Annotated in this window: 17 protein-coding genes and 1 pseudogene; 11 read left to right on the forward strand and 7 right to left on the reverse strand. The window is 33.2% G+C overall.

Annotation, left to right across the window (positions count from 1 at the left end; genetic code table 11):
- Positions 1-236: 236 nt before the first annotated feature.
- Complete coding sequence (locus tag FXV91_RS09135; RefSeq protein WP_229390277.1) at positions 237-1,133, forward strand: hypothetical protein; 897 nt, start codon at positions 237-239, stop codon at positions 1,131-1,133.
- Between the two features lie 37 nt (positions 1,134-1,170).
- Here the strand turns inward: FXV91_RS09135 and FXV91_RS09140 are convergent, their stop codons facing one another.
- Positions 1,171-1,629: a hypothetical protein gene (locus FXV91_RS09140; RefSeq protein WP_229390278.1), complete on the reverse strand. Its 459-nt coding sequence runs from the start codon at positions 1,627-1,629 to the stop codon at positions 1,171-1,173.
- Positions 1,630-1,806: 177 nt separating this feature from the next.
- Between FXV91_RS09140 and FXV91_RS09145 the strand changes: the two genes are divergently transcribed.
- Complete coding sequence (locus FXV91_RS09145) at positions 1,807-3,042, forward strand: pentapeptide repeat-containing protein (protein WP_229390279.1); 1,236 nt, start codon at positions 1,807-1,809, stop codon at positions 3,040-3,042.
- A gap of 1,001 nt (positions 3,043-4,043) precedes the next feature.
- Here the strand turns inward: FXV91_RS09145 and FXV91_RS09150 are convergent.
- A complete protein-coding gene (locus FXV91_RS09150; protein ID WP_229390280.1) occupies positions 4,044-4,853 on the reverse strand; it encodes a hypothetical protein in 810 nt (269 codons plus the stop codon).
- A gap of 138 nt (positions 4,854-4,991) precedes the next feature.
- Positions 4,992-5,996 carry a hypothetical protein gene (locus FXV91_RS09155; RefSeq protein ID WP_229390281.1) on the reverse strand — a complete coding sequence of 335 codons (1,005 nt, stop codon included), beginning with the start codon at positions 5,994-5,996 and terminating at the stop codon, positions 4,992-4,994.
- A gap of 131 nt (positions 5,997-6,127) precedes the next feature.
- On the opposite strand from FXV91_RS09155, the gene FXV91_RS09160 reads away from it, so the two are divergent.
- Complete coding sequence (locus tag FXV91_RS09160) at positions 6,128-6,337, forward strand: hypothetical protein (protein WP_229390282.1); 210 nt, start codon at positions 6,128-6,130, stop codon at positions 6,335-6,337.
- A gap of 431 nt (positions 6,338-6,768) precedes the next feature.
- On the opposite strand, the gene FXV91_RS09165 is transcribed toward FXV91_RS09160, so the two are convergent.
- Both FXV91_RS09165 and FXV91_RS19760 read right to left on the reverse strand, forming a co-directional pair.
- On the reverse strand, positions 6,769-6,924 hold the full coding sequence (locus FXV91_RS09165; RefSeq protein ID WP_229390283.1) for a hypothetical protein: 156 nt from the start codon (positions 6,922-6,924) through the stop codon (positions 6,769-6,771).
- A 241-nt stretch (positions 6,925-7,165) separates the two neighbouring features.
- A complete protein-coding gene (locus FXV91_RS19760; protein WP_255680023.1) occupies positions 7,166-7,294 on the reverse strand; it encodes a hypothetical protein in 129 nt (42 codons plus the stop codon).
- A 161-nt stretch (positions 7,295-7,455) separates the two neighbouring features.
- Here FXV91_RS19760 and FXV91_RS09170 point away from each other — a divergent pair.
- The 7 genes and pseudogenes from FXV91_RS09170 to FXV91_RS09200 form a co-directional block, all read left to right on the forward strand.
- Positions 7,456-7,792: pseudogene (locus tag FXV91_RS09170) on the forward strand (IS1 family transposase); the annotation flags it as partial.
- A 285-nt stretch (positions 7,793-8,077) separates the two neighbouring features.
- The gene (locus FXV91_RS09175; protein WP_229390284.1) at positions 8,078-9,175 is read left to right on the forward strand and encodes a restriction endonuclease; all 1,098 of its coding nucleotides are present in this window, start codon (positions 8,078-8,080) and stop codon (positions 9,173-9,175) included.
- Positions 9,176-10,071: 896 nt separating this feature from the next.
- Positions 10,072-10,320: a hypothetical protein gene (locus FXV91_RS09180; RefSeq protein WP_229390285.1), complete on the forward strand. Its 249-nt coding sequence runs from the start codon at positions 10,072-10,074 to the stop codon at positions 10,318-10,320.
- A gap of 735 nt (positions 10,321-11,055) precedes the next feature.
- The gene (locus FXV91_RS09185) at positions 11,056-11,448 is read left to right on the forward strand and encodes a response regulator (protein WP_229390286.1); all 393 of its coding nucleotides are present in this window, start codon (positions 11,056-11,058) and stop codon (positions 11,446-11,448) included.
- A 510-nt stretch (positions 11,449-11,958) separates the two neighbouring features.
- The gene (locus FXV91_RS09190; protein ID WP_229390287.1) at positions 11,959-12,330 is read left to right on the forward strand and encodes a hypothetical protein; all 372 of its coding nucleotides are present in this window, start codon (positions 11,959-11,961) and stop codon (positions 12,328-12,330) included.
- Between the two features lie 227 nt (positions 12,331-12,557).
- Complete coding sequence (locus FXV91_RS09195; RefSeq protein WP_229390288.1) at positions 12,558-12,803, forward strand: DUF5683 domain-containing protein; 246 nt, start codon at positions 12,558-12,560, stop codon at positions 12,801-12,803.
- Positions 12,804-12,894: 91 nt separating this feature from the next.
- Positions 12,895-13,122: a hypothetical protein gene (locus tag FXV91_RS09200; protein WP_229390289.1), complete on the forward strand. Its 228-nt coding sequence runs from the start codon at positions 12,895-12,897 to the stop codon at positions 13,120-13,122.
- A gap of 98 nt (positions 13,123-13,220) precedes the next feature.
- Here the strand turns inward: FXV91_RS09200 and FXV91_RS09205 are convergent, their stop codons facing one another.
- Positions 13,221-13,811 (reverse strand): PEF-CTERM sorting domain-containing protein, encoded by a 591-nt coding sequence (locus tag FXV91_RS09205; RefSeq protein WP_229390290.1) that lies wholly within the window; start codon positions 13,809-13,811, stop codon positions 13,221-13,223.
- 222 nt (positions 13,812-14,033) lie between these two features.
- Here FXV91_RS09205 and FXV91_RS09210 point away from each other — a divergent pair, with 222 nt between their 5' ends.
- A complete protein-coding gene (locus tag FXV91_RS09210; RefSeq protein ID WP_229390291.1) occupies positions 14,034-14,315 on the forward strand; it encodes a hypothetical protein in 282 nt (93 codons plus the stop codon).
- A 112-nt stretch (positions 14,316-14,427) separates the two neighbouring features.
- Here the strand turns inward: FXV91_RS09210 and FXV91_RS09215 are convergent.
- A partial coding sequence (locus tag FXV91_RS09215) for a PEF-CTERM sorting domain-containing protein (RefSeq protein ID WP_229390292.1) occupies positions 14,428-14,734 on the reverse strand: 307 nt, incomplete at its 5' end.

The raw sequence follows: 14,734 nt of genomic DNA on the forward strand, positions 1-14,734 counted from the left end.
CCAACGTTTAAGGCATAAAGATTTTTTTACCAAGTGGTACAATTGCCGATATCCTGATATTAAAATTGACTCCACTACCGATATTACCCAAGTAAGTCGCATCAGACCATAGAGAACTTGCTCTCTTTGTTAGACTTTCGATTAATGCCTCATCAATTGGTTTTAAGCTCCAATTCTCTATATTCGATCCAATTCCGATTCCTACTGCTTAACTGGCATGGGAAGACCTGCATAAATTGATACTTGATGAAAATTCTGATGTTAGAGGAGGTGCCGCTAAGGCCATTGGTGCTGCTTTTTCACATTTGCCAGATAAACAACAAGCTTGGAACGATTTACATGAACTAACCTACGATGATTCTGAATATCGTGAATACGTAAATTGGGATATCGCCTCTGCCATTGGTACTGCTTTTCTATGTTTGCCGGATAAAGAGCAAGCTTGGAACGATTTATGCAGGTTAGCCATTGATGAATGTTGTGAAGCAAGACAGAAAGCTATTGAAGTTTTAGGCTTTGCATTTATTCATGTGCCAAACAAGCAAAAGGCATTAAACGACATATATGAACTCACCAAATACGGAGACGAAGAAGACAGTGATATTACAACCTACGCGTATCATTCTCTTGGAAATATCTCTTTATTTAAAGCATCACAATGCAAAGACGTAGAAGAGTATAAAAGAGAATTAGAGCAAGCAATTGGTTTTTTTAAAAAAGCAGGACAGACTAATTGGTGTGAAAATCCATCGCGATTTAATCTATGTTTGTTTGGGGCTTTACATACAATGCTTTTTAATAAGCAGGGAGCAAACGAAGACTTAAATGAATACCTAGCCTGTATTAAATCAATTACTCAGTATCTGAGAGCTGACCAGTGTAAAAAGTTACTTCGCGAAGCTATTGAAAATCTTGCAACTGCATCTAAACAAGTCCAGTATTTAGAAAATAAAGACTTTAAAACTACAGAAAATGAGCTCAAATTTTATAGGAAATATTTTGATCACGCAGAAGAACTTCTTAGAGATACTGAAGAAAAATTACCACTTGTAACAGGCGTGATAAGAAAGGGAATGCCTATTTTGGATAAAAATCTTAAAAAAACACTAAGTGATCATGTAGAAAGGAGTTAAGCACATTTTTATACTGTGCTTAAACATTTTTATAAACTTAAGCAGTACGGCAATATTCGTCTAAATTCGTGGACATATCAACAATGTCGTCCAAGAGATTATCGAATTGGTTTACAAGACTTGAAGGATATTCCCTGCTCCAAGCGTCAGCACTAACAATAGCAGATCTATCTGCTATTACACGCATCCTAGATGCGAAATCTATTAATTTATCCGACACAGCGTCAGGTAGTATACCAACAGCACTTATTTCATTAGAGATGAGAAGAAACTGATTTAAGTGATGGTTGAGTTTCTCTTCATTTATAAATACAAGGTATTCAGCATCTTCGTTTGAATAGATCTGATTGCTTTTTGAATACGATTTCCAATCATTAAGAAATCCTAATAGAGTCTTTTTTATTAAAATTTTAGCTGTCAGAACACGTTCTTCTTCAGCTAGTTGTTTATCACGAATTCTTAGAATTTCGTTGTATAATATATCTGATAAAGCCATGAAAAAGAAAATAGCATTATATATGAAAAGCTTTTCCACTTAATCAATATCTGTAACCATCTTATAGTTTTCATTGTTTTTTTTCGTTTATTCATCTTTGAGTATAAATGATAATGTTTATTTTAGTTCACTGTTGATAAAGAATGGTTTAACATTTCATAATAAGGAAAAAAGATTATGGCGTTGAGCAAAGCGTATGAGAAGGCAAGACAACATAAGCTGTTGTTAATATTCATTATTATTGTTTTTGCTGTTACGTTTGTACTTATCGCCTTATTCCTTCGTTATATAGTATTCACATATCCTGTAAATCAGGTGTCTCAGTATGGAATAACTAACGCAACCGAAAAAGCTAATTTAATTAATCAATATCGTACAACTTCAATTCAATTCATTGCTACATTAGCCCAAATACTAGGTGGCACTGCTGTTGGAATCGGAATTTATTTTGCTTGGAAAAATATTACAGTTGCTCAGGAAGGTCAAATTACAGAACGTTTTACTCGAGCTGTAAATCAATTAGGTGCTAACGATCAATCAGGAAATCCAGCAATAGAGATTAGGATAGGTGGAATATATGCTCTGGGAAGAATCTTAGACAAATCTGATAGTGATTACTGGCCAATTCTGGAAATATTAACTACTTATGTTAGAAAAAATTCGAGTGTTGAAAGTAAGAATACAAAAGTTGAAGATATTAAGAATCAAAAGGAATTATCTGAGGATATTAAAGCGATTCTTGATGTAATTAGAAGACGCAAGTATTCTGCTCCGGAAAAGGAGCCAAGCAAATTATATACGGAACAAGTTATCTTAAAAGATTATAAACTTATAAAAACCTCTCTTAAAGGAGCTAAAGTTCAACCTGTTGACCTTATTGAACTTGCACTTAGCAGAAAACAAAAGAGTTTCTTTAGGGACAGAGAACCAGGCAATTTAAATCTGGAAAAAAGCTATCTACGAGGAGCTAATTTTACGGGTGGCTATTTTAAAAGAGCTCACTTTAATGAAACTGATCTTTGTCAAGCTAGCCTCATGTTTGCTAATCTTACAGAAGCTCGTCTTTTTGATGCTAACCTTCAAAATGCATTCCTTATACTAACTAATCTTACAAAGGCCAATCTTAAAGGAGCTGATCTTGAGAGAGCTAATCTTATAGGAGCTAAACTTATAGGAGCTAAACTTATAGGGGCAGACCTAAGAGGAGCTGACCTTCAAGTATCTCGCCTTCAAGGAGCTGATCTTGAAGGGGCTGATCTTGAAGGGGCTGATCTTACAGGAGCTAAAAATCTAACTGTTGACCAGCTTTCAAAAGTAAAATCACTTTATAAGGCAGAATTGGACAAAGAACTCAAAATACCATTAGGAGAAAAGTATCCTGCACTTTTTGATGAACCTAAAGATGAACCTTGAATTAACCAGGTGTCATCAGTTAGGTAACAATAGTGGCAAGAAAATAACCTATAATGCAAACTTAGTATTGTTGCTTTATCAATTTATTTTAGCAAGTCTTTGTATTTTATTGTCCCTTCAATAGGCATATTTTTTAATCACCACAATATTGGCATTTATAGTACCTTGTTGTCTTTTTTATTATCCCCTCAGAACATCTTGTCTCTTCAATCAACAGCCTTTTTATCTCTTTATAGCCAAGATCTTGATTGCATTTTTTACATTTTGTATGGTTACTAATCAACACAGAAGAAAAAATTAGAAACCCTGTAATAACTAAAGGATACCCAAAAAATAGAAATGTAAACTCCAACTTATATCCAGTATCATCCGATACAGTTGGAAAATTATTACTACCAAAAAATAAAGATGGAGAACTAGAAGTTAAAAATCCTAATACGGCAACGGAAAAGCCTAAAAGCATGTTTTTGATTCACCAAAGCGACTAATAAACAAAGGAGCCAATTTTTCTATAATCATCAGAAAAATATTCCAAAATATATTATCGTTTTTCCTTTCGACCTTCGTATTTAGAATAATTTTCTGAATATATATTTTGTGAGTTGTTTATATAATTTTCATAGTATTGTGAATTATCCCAATAACAGTACGTTCAATGTTACAATCTTTGAAGTCTAGTTTGGAGGATATTTCTGTCAGCAAAATCAACCTCGATCTATAATTAAAACAAGAATATGCTATATCTCACCAGAAACATATCCTTCTATTTATTTAATAGCTACTAAAATTTATTGCTGTTTTTAACATATTGTAAAACATCATGAAAAATTGTCAGTTTTGGCTAACCTAGTGCTAAGGACTATCAGATGAGTGTGGTATCAATTGATAGACAGCACAAACGGATTTCAGGGAATTACAAAGATGCTAACATTGTAGAATGAAAAAAGTAATAGAGTTGTTAAGATATTAGGATATAATATGATCTCTTTTGCTTTTGGGATTTATTCTGTACGCTGTATTTTCAAATCAAATTTTTTGTCATTCAATTTTAATAGGACACAAATAGAAGCAAGGAAAGTATAAAACATCCAATCGTACCAAATATCTTTATCATAATCGCTTTGTTGCTTTCTATTGAGATGGCGGATATCGAAATTGTTAATTATATTAAAGAGATTTTTCTCATCATCTCTAGGTAGTCGTATATCACTTTCTTTAAGATATTCAAGCACATCAGCAAGTGTTCTTATAGCTTCTTTCTTATCCTCAACTGAAGAATTGTAGCGAGAAAACTTTGAAATTGCATATTTTACCCTTAAATCAATACTATCGGGATCATTCGTTTCAATAGCTTCTTCAATCAGTGTTTCAAAGCCTAGAGGTGAAAGCTTTTGAATTTCTCCATCTTCCGAAAGTTCGTATCCTCCATTGTAGTGTTTGAGGATAGTATTTATTTTAGCACGATACGCTTTCTTCTTTTTTTCTGTCTTTTCTGTCTCTAAGCCCTTCTTTTCGAAAGGATAAGTCGACCCAAGAATATATACACGAATATGATGATAAAGTAACTCCATAGCAGTAAACAAATCGACTTCATTATAAAGTCTGATATTATCCTCTATTGGCCAAATGTCCATCATTTTAGTTATGCCATAGACATAAATATCAGCGTTCTTATAATTATTAATTGATATATATTCTTCATATTCTCCATATATCGCAGAAAAAATATCCTTAAGTATCTCAAAACTAATTCTTGGATCTATACCGGCTATTCTTTCGCCATAGTATCTTCTATCAGACAGATCAGTCATATTTCCACCTATAATGGATACATATTCTATTAAAAACATGTATTAAAGCGATATAACAGATAGATGTAGTTAACGAAAAGTACTCTAATTGAATGAAAATAACAGAGTAATTAGTATCCTGGACGTACACTTCTAGTTTTATTCATCACGATATATTTTTTCGTTGCAGCTTAATCCGTACTCTTTTGCCCATTCTTCGATTAAACTCAAAAAATCATCATTAGTCTCGAAATGTCTGAGACTTTTCATTTTGATATGACACAAATTTGGGTTATGAACCTTGTTTGATATTTTACCTAGCAGTTCTATTATGAATTTAATTAGTATCCCCATATTATATTCTTCGAGTCCTTCTCCACCGTGATCATCATTACCGAATTCCTCATAAAAAACTTCAGAATCAATATAATTATAGATCCCTTCACCACGGCTAAAGCTGTAAATTGCATTTCCACTTCCCCAGTAAAGTTCTTCAAACCTTGTTGCTCCGTAGGTAATTTCATTTCTCCAATCCAATTCTGTGCGGCTAGGAGTATCTATTCCTATCTCTTTTAAGAATTCGTCGTTGAAGAAACTTTTTATGCCATCGTTGTCTAGCGAAATAAGATTAGTTGAATCAAATTCTTTGTAGTATTCTTTCGCCGTTTTCCATAAATGAACATGTGGACCACTTTTAATCTTAGCTTTCCTGTAGGCATACACTCTATCGTTCCAATTTTCACGGAATAATTCTATTGGTGGTGCTCCATGAAATACAGAATATCCCTGTAACCTACAAAGTGAATTATTTAGATAAAACCGAGGATAATAAAAAGTTACTTTTGCCCATGAGTGATATCCACCTTTTTGCAAATATTTATAACAACACATCAAGTACAGAGCTTTGTTAAAATACTCATTTGCATCTCTTAAGCAAAAGTAATCAATTACCCCTTCCGAATCTTCAATATATTTATTCTGATTATTGACCTTCTGTTTTTTTAGATAATAACCTAAGATTCCTTTAAGCTCAAATCCAAGTTTACGAAGATCATTTGCTTGAATATCTCCGCAGTATTTGGAAAAATTAACGAAATCTTTGTTCATAGGAGATTCTGAGTAGTATTTTATTAGCTGATCAACATTTTTTGCACTTTCCACCATAATTTTCGAAAATGTCTCAATAAGTTATGAAACTTGCTTTTTAATATAAAATCAAAATTTACTTTAGAGGACTCCATATAGTATGTCAGAAAGTACGAAAGTGTTAAATATATGGACGTGATTCTATAATAATGTTTGAAAAAATATCAGTAAGCAAGGTGATATATATCGCAAAGAATCATCCAACCGGTGATAATCGAAGAATTGGAGCTATTAAAGACAGATCACAGACACAAAACCCTGTAACTGATAAATGGGTAAAACGTGATACAACAACCGGAAGATTTATGGACGTAAAAAGTGATGGAAAGCCCTTCAAAGGAGTTAGAAAAGAAAAATAATATTTTTAGATGTAGATGCTGCACAAAAACAGCATCATAGTCCATTAAGTTTTGCGGTACAATCAGTCTTTATGAAACCTTGAATGCAGCTTTCACAAAAAGACTAAACTGTATTCAAGGCTTTTTATTTCTATATTTTGAGGAAGTAGCTTAATATTTAACATGTTACTATCTCTAGTCACTATTAAGCTGTTTAACTATTCTCATTGATTCTTTCAAGAAATTGCACTCAGAACCCTCAAAAACCCCTACAAAGGGTCGAATCTATTTTCTTGATGAATTGCATATCTTAACTTTCAATCTCGTTTTCAAGCTCTTATGAACTCAACATTCCCCATTCTGTCAATCGCTTCTTAATATCTCTCATTTCATAACACAAAACAAAGAGCACTTATTTTTATCTAACTGTCAAAGTCAGGCTGTAATAACATTTAAGTTTGGTAACTTTTTGAAAGAATGGTTTTACAGAACTTTCGGTACGCTACCTCTGTGTTATCCTCGGGTGAAGGCTCATCAAAGTATTTCATTACAACATAAAGCAGTTTATCGTAGTTTCTGCTTGTGGCTTCGTCAACAAAACCCTTCATCTCTTCTTTACACCATCCGGCTTTTCTTGCCTAAATACTGCATCTTGCTAAAATAGAAAAGGCTTTTCCATCTTCGCCTATCAATTTAATAACTGATCTTTTTTGTGATAAAGTGTCAACAGTTCCCTTTTTATTTTGCCATTCGTCGTCTACTTGCTTGCATTTTCCTTTTTTTACTGTCGTGTCTTTTCGTAGCCTTATTGTAGAACCTCAACATCTTTTTTATTAGTCCCATTTGCTTTTATTCCTCCAGGTTTTTATTTTCGTCTTCCTTGTAGTCTTCTTCTTTTCGCTGTTTCAATGAGCACTTTTGCACTTTGGACAGAGTTTCGGTCTTTCGTCCGTCCTCGGTTTCCTGTGATGTTGTCATCTTATATAGTGATACTCCACAACTTTGATAGTCTTCTGTGTTTTCCGTCGTGGTGCCATTTCTTTTCTTCCGTCTATTCTGTACTTTGTATTTAACATGCTTAAACCTCATAATAATATATTCCCTTTGTTTTTATCCTATCGGAGAAGATCGAAAGCTAAAAAAACGTTGAAAAAAGAATTATCTTTGGTCAAAATATAGATCAAAGTGAAATATCAACGAGTTTACTTGAAAGACAAAACCTAACTTTTAGACAGGACAATAATAGAATCTTAAGGAAAACTATAGGATTTTCAAAAAAGATTAGAGGTCTTTACGCCCAAATGAGATTTTATTGCACCCATTTTAACTTTTGTAGATATCATAGAGGATTAAAAAAGAAAAGGAACACAAGGATTCGAAAAAAAGACACCTGCAGAAGAATCTGGAATTATGAAAAAGAAATGGACATTAAATGAATTACTAAATTGCAGAAACATAAAAATATCAATTAATTAATAATGGAGCACCAAATTTACCTGAAGAATTATTTTCCCTAAAAAGAAATGTAATACATAATATAATAAAATCAGATTATATCTAACGATAATGGAATGTATTATTAAAAATTTGGATAAATAAGGTTGCCAAGATTGCATAAAGGCTTTTTAGCTTCTATAACTTTAAATGTTTTCAATAATTATTATGGCATAGAATATATTTAAATACTGAATTTTAAAAAGGAAAAGCTTTTTAAATTATTCTATATTTTTATAATTACTTTTTATAAAGAGGACCGAAAAAATGGAAAATTCTTCGTCAGTTGTAGATGAAAGTACTCTAACAACCCCCTCAGATGTAAGTGCAGTACCAATTTCATTAGAAGATAATACTCTAGCAGATTATCCAACAGTTAGTACTCCTGAATCCCAACAAAAACCAAAGTTTTCAAATATATCCCGGAAAATGACTTATTTTATATTAGGATCAGTTTTTATATTTATGGGATTGAGTATGTTGTCACAGGGTTTGATTGGGGGGAGTTTAGTTTGTTTTTCAATTGCAATTATTATTTTTAAATTTGAAGTTAGCACTCTAATAGCACCCTCCGAACCAAAATTATTACACGTTGTCCTATATATAACTTATTTTATTGTAGCGTCGTTTTGTTTAATCTTTGGGTTATTGATCACAGTAAGTTTGCCGGTAGCAGGCATATTTTTCCTCTTGATGACAATTATACTTTTAAATTTTGCTTTTTTATGGAATCCCGAAGAACAAATAATTCGTTCAAAGGTCGCCTGGAATAATTTGTTGAAAACTTCAGAAAAAAGGTCAGAACAAAAAAGACCAGAAAGAAACAGATTAACAGATATAAATGTAGCTAAGATAGATGGGAGGCAAGGGTACGAATTAGAAGGTTTTCTAAAGCCTGTTTTTGAAAGCTTAAGATATTTTTGGAAGTATTTTTTGAAGGCTTTAGAAAAAAGGTCAGAACAAAAAAAATTAAAAAGAAACAGATTAACTGATATAAATGTAATATTAGCTCAGATAGATGGGATGGAAGGATATGAATTTGAAGTGTTTATGCAACATGTTTGTGAACAGTTGGGATATTCAGTCTATCGTACTAAATCATCAGGTGATCAAGGTGCGGATCTTATTCTAACATCAAAAGACAGAACAAAAACCGCTGTCCAGATCAAACGATACTCGGGTAAGGTCTCAAATGGTGCAGTACAGGAAGTTGTAGCTTCAAAAGGTTTTTACAAATGTACAGAGGGTATGGTAGTTACAAATAGTTATTTTACAAATTCTGCCAAACAATTAGCTAAAGCCAATGATATTGATTTAATTGACAGAGACGAACTTACAAAAATGATTAGGGAAGTATATAATTAAATAATAGTCAATATGTAGTGACGGATAGTAGTGCTATATCCGCCACAATGTGTTGTTATTTTACAGTTTTTGTAGTACCACTGCGGATTATCATATAGTCCTTATAGTTCTACATATCTCATTCCTGTCATGCAGTTCAATTCAAAAATGATTCCCAATGCTTCGGGGAGACATTGAATGAAATGATTGTACTCTTCCACGGTCAGAACTTTCAGATGTTAACAAATTATGTTAAAAATAAATTAGGCAAATATGAATATAAAGTCCTTTCAAAAGACCATTCGATTAAACATGATCTTATTTTAAGCACCTGCGAGAGGTGTTTTGATAACCCGCAGCTTTCTCTTCAGATATCACAAAAACGCAGCCAGGAATCTGATTCCTCGTGTGCTTAACTTGATCATCAAGTGCATAAGCTTTCACAAGAAAAGAGCTATAATGGGCTTGAAATTTTTTACGTCAAACAATTTTTTGCTCGAAAACAATTTTTGATATAAATTATTTAATATAATTTATGCTATTACTATATGCTGGAGTTGGGAAGTAAAGGGGTATCATCAAAATAAAAGAATTTCCTGGAGGTCGCTGATCCTTCTTCGAATCAATGTGCTTGGGGGAGCATAATATTCGAAGAGACTGTATTGGGGGATACGGTAGAACAGCTCCTCTGGGCTTCTTCTTACATCGCTTTTTACTTTTCTTTCATTGAGTTTATTTTAAAGCTTCATTTCTGCCTTACCAGGGTTTTATGAACATACTTTGGAATCGCAGTAATAGAAAGCCACGAAATTTTTAGCTTCAGGTTATAGCTTCAGGTAGTTCACAATGTTAGACTGTTAAATGATTTTCAAATAATATTTCATATTTAAGACGACTTTATGGGGGTTAAAAACTTAATGAATAATGAAATGAAAGAACCAGAATATAATTTAGACAGAGCGATAGAATTTCTTGAAAATAGGAAAATAGAATCATTGAATAATATAGCTACTGAGGTTGAAAGAAAGGATTTGTTAAAAGAATTCGAAAAGGGAATACAAGTACTCAAAGATAGGAAGAAAAGATTAGTAGATGTTCGAAAAGTAACAGAAAAGAAAAAAAATGGGGAAACCGAAAAAATGGGGAAACCGAAAAACGAAACGTGAAGAATAATATAAAGAGGATATTTAATCAATCCTTCATTTCTTCAGCTTAATATTTCTTCAGCTTAATCCAAAACCAATTTTAGTAGGTGAGATAATTTCCTATTTGGTATGCAAGTACAGCATATCTTTTCATTAAATAGTTCTCTGATTATCATAATGTAGAGTGAAGGTCAAAAGGAGAATAGAATTAAGCCACTAATCATTATCGAGGCCGGGTTTTCTTTAAGCTTGAATTCTTTGTATATCAGATTCGAGTCTATTCTTAAGTGGCTTGTAGTTGGGTTGGTAGGGTTTGTCTGTGAACTTTAGTAGACAGCTATATCAATGCAATAAAGAGGTTGGTCAAATATAATTTGCTCATCTTTGTTCTAACATTCATTTATAGATAGGTCATAAATATCTAGACCTAGTTTCTAGAAAAAAATCCAAAATATAATGTTAAATAATATTGAGCAGACCCTCTCAATTTTGAGTGTAGTTTTTTACACGAATAATTAAAAATAGAGTTTTAAGTGTCGCTCCGACAAAACGGATAGACATACAACTCTATGCTAATTTTGAAATTTTTGATCTGAACACTTTTTTTGCTTTGAGACAATTTTTCACGTAAGTAATTTAATATAAATTAGAAAAAGTATTGAATTTCAGAATCAACTACATACTTTTGAACATAATCTATGAATTAATGTCGGTAAACATCGAATATTGAGTTTTAACAGGATGGAGAATCCCCCCATGAAAGTATTGATTGTAGACGATAACCCCTTGTTTTTAGAGCTATCAAAGACATTCTTAGAAGTATTCCACGATATACCCTCCGATACCGTGGACTCTGCAAGAGAAGCTCTCAGTATGTTAGAGAAAGACTCCTATGATGTGATAGTCTCGGATTATGATATGCCTGTTATGAATGGTATCACGTTCCTGAGAACTATCCGTGATAAGAGGATCAACATTCCTTTCATTCTATTTACGGGAGTCGGAGAAGAACTTATGCACCAGGCAATAGAAAATGGTGCAAATTCTTTCCTCCAGAAAACGGGTGACCCAAAAACTCAGTATTCAGAGTTGTCAAAACGAATCTTGCAGGTTGTGAATAGCAGTACAGACCTTAATCCAGGTTCTTAGTGTCATGGCAACTTAATTATGGGGCGTTAATATTTAGATTACTCCTTACAAGTAGTCTTTTTCGTAATTATAATGACTCATAAATAAATTTTCTAGATACTAGTAACTTTTTCTTAACTTTCTATATACATATACAGATTTTAAGAATCAACGTTCTGTACCTCATGTTTAAGAGAATTTAAAAATGAGTCAGGTTAGAGTTGAGTTTAACTGAACTCACCTCTCAGGTTCGATTTTTTATAATTCTAGCCGAAAGGCCCTTTTTTTAAGTTGTCCGGGATTTTAGAGCTATTTTCAGCTTTTAAACCCCACACCACGGCTTAGTTTTCAAGAACGGTAGTCCCAGGGTCCCGAAACAAAAAATTCAACTGGAAATTTCAGCCTTATGAGATAAAAACCAAATTTGAAGAATCCCATTTGTCAGCGACCTTTTGTATATATTCATTTTCTTAAGGTATCTCTATTGTTTATTGAAATAGTTTATATATATTCACTTTCTAAACTAAATATATGGAAGAGGGCAAGATCAAGAACACGATAACAAGGAGTTTCGAACTTCAGGACTACAAGATCGAAGGTGCAGAGCTTTCCGGCTTCTGGGCGGATCTTTTGAGCAAAGAAGAACTGACGGTTGAGGTAAACTACAGGTCTGAAAACAAAAAAAATTTCAGTCTCGAAGAAATAGAAACTCTTATTCGCAAAATCTGCGGGAAATGCGGGAGCTTTGAGGCTCAGCTGCCCGAAAACATAAAATGCGAAGTTACCTTCAAAAACTTCGGCGAAAAAGTTTATAAAACAGACCAGTCGGATTTTAAACCGGAGCCAAGGGAAATGGACGAAATTAAGGTCGCTTATCGCTTCTATGTAGCTTATAATGTTTAACTTATTACATTCAGATTATTATATTTAGATTATTACATTTAGATTATTACATTTAGATTATTACATTTAGATTATTACATTTAGATTATTACATTTAGATTATTACATTTAGATTATTACATTTAACTTGTTATGTTTAGTTTATTATATTTAACCTGAAATCGGTAAAGATATCTCCCATTAAAAGAATTAACCAAAAAACAGAAAACCGTAAGGAGCTTGAAAAAATGCCTCAACCCAGGAAAAATCCAGGTATCGCTGCAGTACTATCATTCTTCATCCCTGGCCTCGGGCAGATCTATAACGGGCAGATCATGAAAGGGATTATTTTTATTATTCTTGCCTCGATTTTCGGATTCCTGACAGTGGTTTTAATCGGTTACATCCTTTATCCTTTGTTCTGGATCTACAACCTCTATGATGCCTATAGTACTGCCAGGGAAATTAATGAGAGGCATGGCGGGTATTACTAAAAAAATTAAAATGAACTTTCAGGAAGAAAATTTTCTTCCATTTTTAGAAACTGACAAATATAACTCTCACTAACTTAAACGGTGACCGGGAATGAACATCGAACCCACACTGAACATGGTATTCATTTTTTTGCTGATTGCATTTGTTGCCCTGATGTTAATGTTTATTTATACAAAGAAAGTCACAAAAAAAATGCGTGAAGAAAAAGAGAAAGCAGAAGCTGACAGAATTGCCCGACAGATTGCCGAGAAAAAAAGACTTAAAGAGCTAATGGAAGAAAAAGAAGAAACAGAGTACACTCTAGGAAGGAAAATTTAAAAATGTAGAAAAGCCCTTTATCGTGTGAAAAGGGCATTCAATATTAAAGACTAAAACTAATAAAGACTAAAACTAATTTAGGTATTTTTTCTAACTTCTTATTCCTTTCTTTTGTTGCCCAGAACGAACATTATTCCAAGTACTGCTACAACAGGCAGGGCAATTGTGGGGAATTCGGGAATTTCTGTACTTCCTGCAGTCCAGGTACTGCCYACCAAAAGGTCTTTCCCTTCTTCACCAAATGAGATATGAACAATAATRCTATTTCCGTCAGCATTTTTTTGAAGATTACTGAATGAATTTTCTAGCTGAAGTACAATAGGTCCTCTTGTTTTCACKTTATTGTTTTTTGTACACATCGTTGAGAAATCTCCGAATCCGGCTTTGTTGAAATCACCCTCTGCAATTGTCCAGATACTGCCTTTACCGCTATTGTCAGTCACCTGTACGACAGAATTGTCAGGAGAATTAACAATCCCGATCGCTTTTACATCTACATTTGAGGTACTGTCAAGAGCGGAGCTAACATCCTGAACAGTTATTGTATTTCCATCATAAGTCACTTTAATTTTAATCAAACCATCGTACGTATTATCATTTACATCAGTCAAATAAAATGTTGCTGCACTCGCAGAACCCACCGTAAATAACAAAAACACCATTATTCCTATAATATGTACTGCTTTCATTTGTTCAAACCCCGTTTAAAGAAACTGCGGAAATGTTTTTTAATATAATTATAAATAGATAAGCTTATTTAGTTAAATATACTTTGAACAGTATAATTCAAAAAAAATAAATAATCGGTGACTTTAGTTGCCAAAGATTAAAATAAGTCTTGGAAAATATTAATATTTAAAATATATAGGAGCATACATATAATATCTAAAAAAACAGGGGATGAACTGTATTTGACTTTTGGTCCTGAAACTTCATTCGGTGCTTATGGTTCTATGCTCAATATAATGCTCATTTTTTTACTTGCTTCAATTATAGCGTTGATGGCCATGTTCGTCTATACAAAGTATAGTGCAAAAAAATCTCTAGAAACTGGGAGGGTGGCTGAAGTTGAAAGGGAGCTCATGAAAGCAGAAAAGGAAACAGAAGAAGCAAGAAAGATAGAAGAAACAGGATACTCAGAAAGAGATGAAAGAGAATATGAAGACTGTGACTCTGACGATGACGGAGAATAAAAGTCAGGATGAATTCCTAAAAAATATTGAAAAAAAGAAAGTTTTAATTTTAGGGGGGTTAACGCTCCAGGAGGTTAATGTCTAGGGGGTTAACGCTCTAAAAACTAATCGTTTATTCTTGTTTTCTGCGCCCGAAAATAAACATTAAACCCAATATCGCTGCAACAGGCAGGGCAACTGTGGGGAATTCTGGAATCTCTGTACTTCCTGCAGTCCAGGTACTGCCCACCAAAAGGTCTTTCCCTTCTTCACCAAATGAGATATGAACAATAATGCTATTTCCGTCAGCATTTTTTTGAAGATTACTGAATGAATTTTCTAGCTGAAGTACAATAGGTCCTCTTGTTTTCACGTTATTGTTTTTTGTACACATCGTTGAGAAATCTCCGAATCCGGCTTTGTTGAAATCACCCTCTGCA

Origin of the sequence: Methanosarcina sp. DH2 (genome assembly GCF_020804225.1) — an archaeon.
Lineage (GTDB): Archaea > Halobacteriota > Methanosarcinia > Methanosarcinales > Methanosarcinaceae > Methanosarcina.

Bases quoted from the DNA above. Each gene is read 5' to 3' on its own strand.
- FXV91_RS09140 (WP_229390278.1), bottom strand. From the start codon at position 1,629: ATGGCTTTATCAGATATATTATACAACGAAATTCTAAGAATTCGTGAT.
- FXV91_RS09145 (WP_229390279.1), top strand. From the start codon at position 1,807: ATGGCGTTGAGCAAAGCGTATGAGAAGGCAAGACAACATAAGCTGTTG.
- FXV91_RS09150 (WP_229390280.1), bottom strand. From the start codon at position 4,853: ATGACTGATCTGTCTGATAGAAGATACTATGGCGAAAGAATAGCCGGT.
- FXV91_RS09155 (WP_229390281.1), bottom strand. From the start codon at position 5,996: ATGGTGGAAAGTGCAAAAAATGTTGATCAGCTAATAAAATACTACTCA.
- FXV91_RS09160 (WP_229390282.1), top strand. From the start codon at position 6,128: ATGTTTGAAAAAATATCAGTAAGCAAGGTGATATATATCGCAAAGAAT.
- FXV91_RS09165 (WP_229390283.1), bottom strand. From the start codon at position 6,924: ATGAAGGGTTTTGTTGACGAAGCCACAAGCAGAAACTACGATAAACTG.
- FXV91_RS19760 (WP_255680023.1), bottom strand. From the start codon at position 7,294: ATGACAACATCACAGGAAACCGAGGACGGACGAAAGACCGAAACTCTG.
- FXV91_RS09175 (WP_229390284.1), top strand. From the start codon at position 8,078: ATGGAAAATTCTTCGTCAGTTGTAGATGAAAGTACTCTAACAACCCCC.
- FXV91_RS09180 (WP_229390285.1), top strand. From the start codon at position 10,072: ATGAATAATGAAATGAAAGAACCAGAATATAATTTAGACAGAGCGATA.
- FXV91_RS09185 (WP_229390286.1), top strand. From the start codon at position 11,056: ATGAAAGTATTGATTGTAGACGATAACCCCTTGTTTTTAGAGCTATCA.
- FXV91_RS09190 (WP_229390287.1), top strand. From the start codon at position 11,959: ATGGAAGAGGGCAAGATCAAGAACACGATAACAAGGAGTTTCGAACTT.
- FXV91_RS09195 (WP_229390288.1), top strand. From the start codon at position 12,558: ATGCCTCAACCCAGGAAAAATCCAGGTATCGCTGCAGTACTATCATTC.
- FXV91_RS09200 (WP_229390289.1), top strand. From the start codon at position 12,895: ATGAACATCGAACCCACACTGAACATGGTATTCATTTTTTTGCTGATT.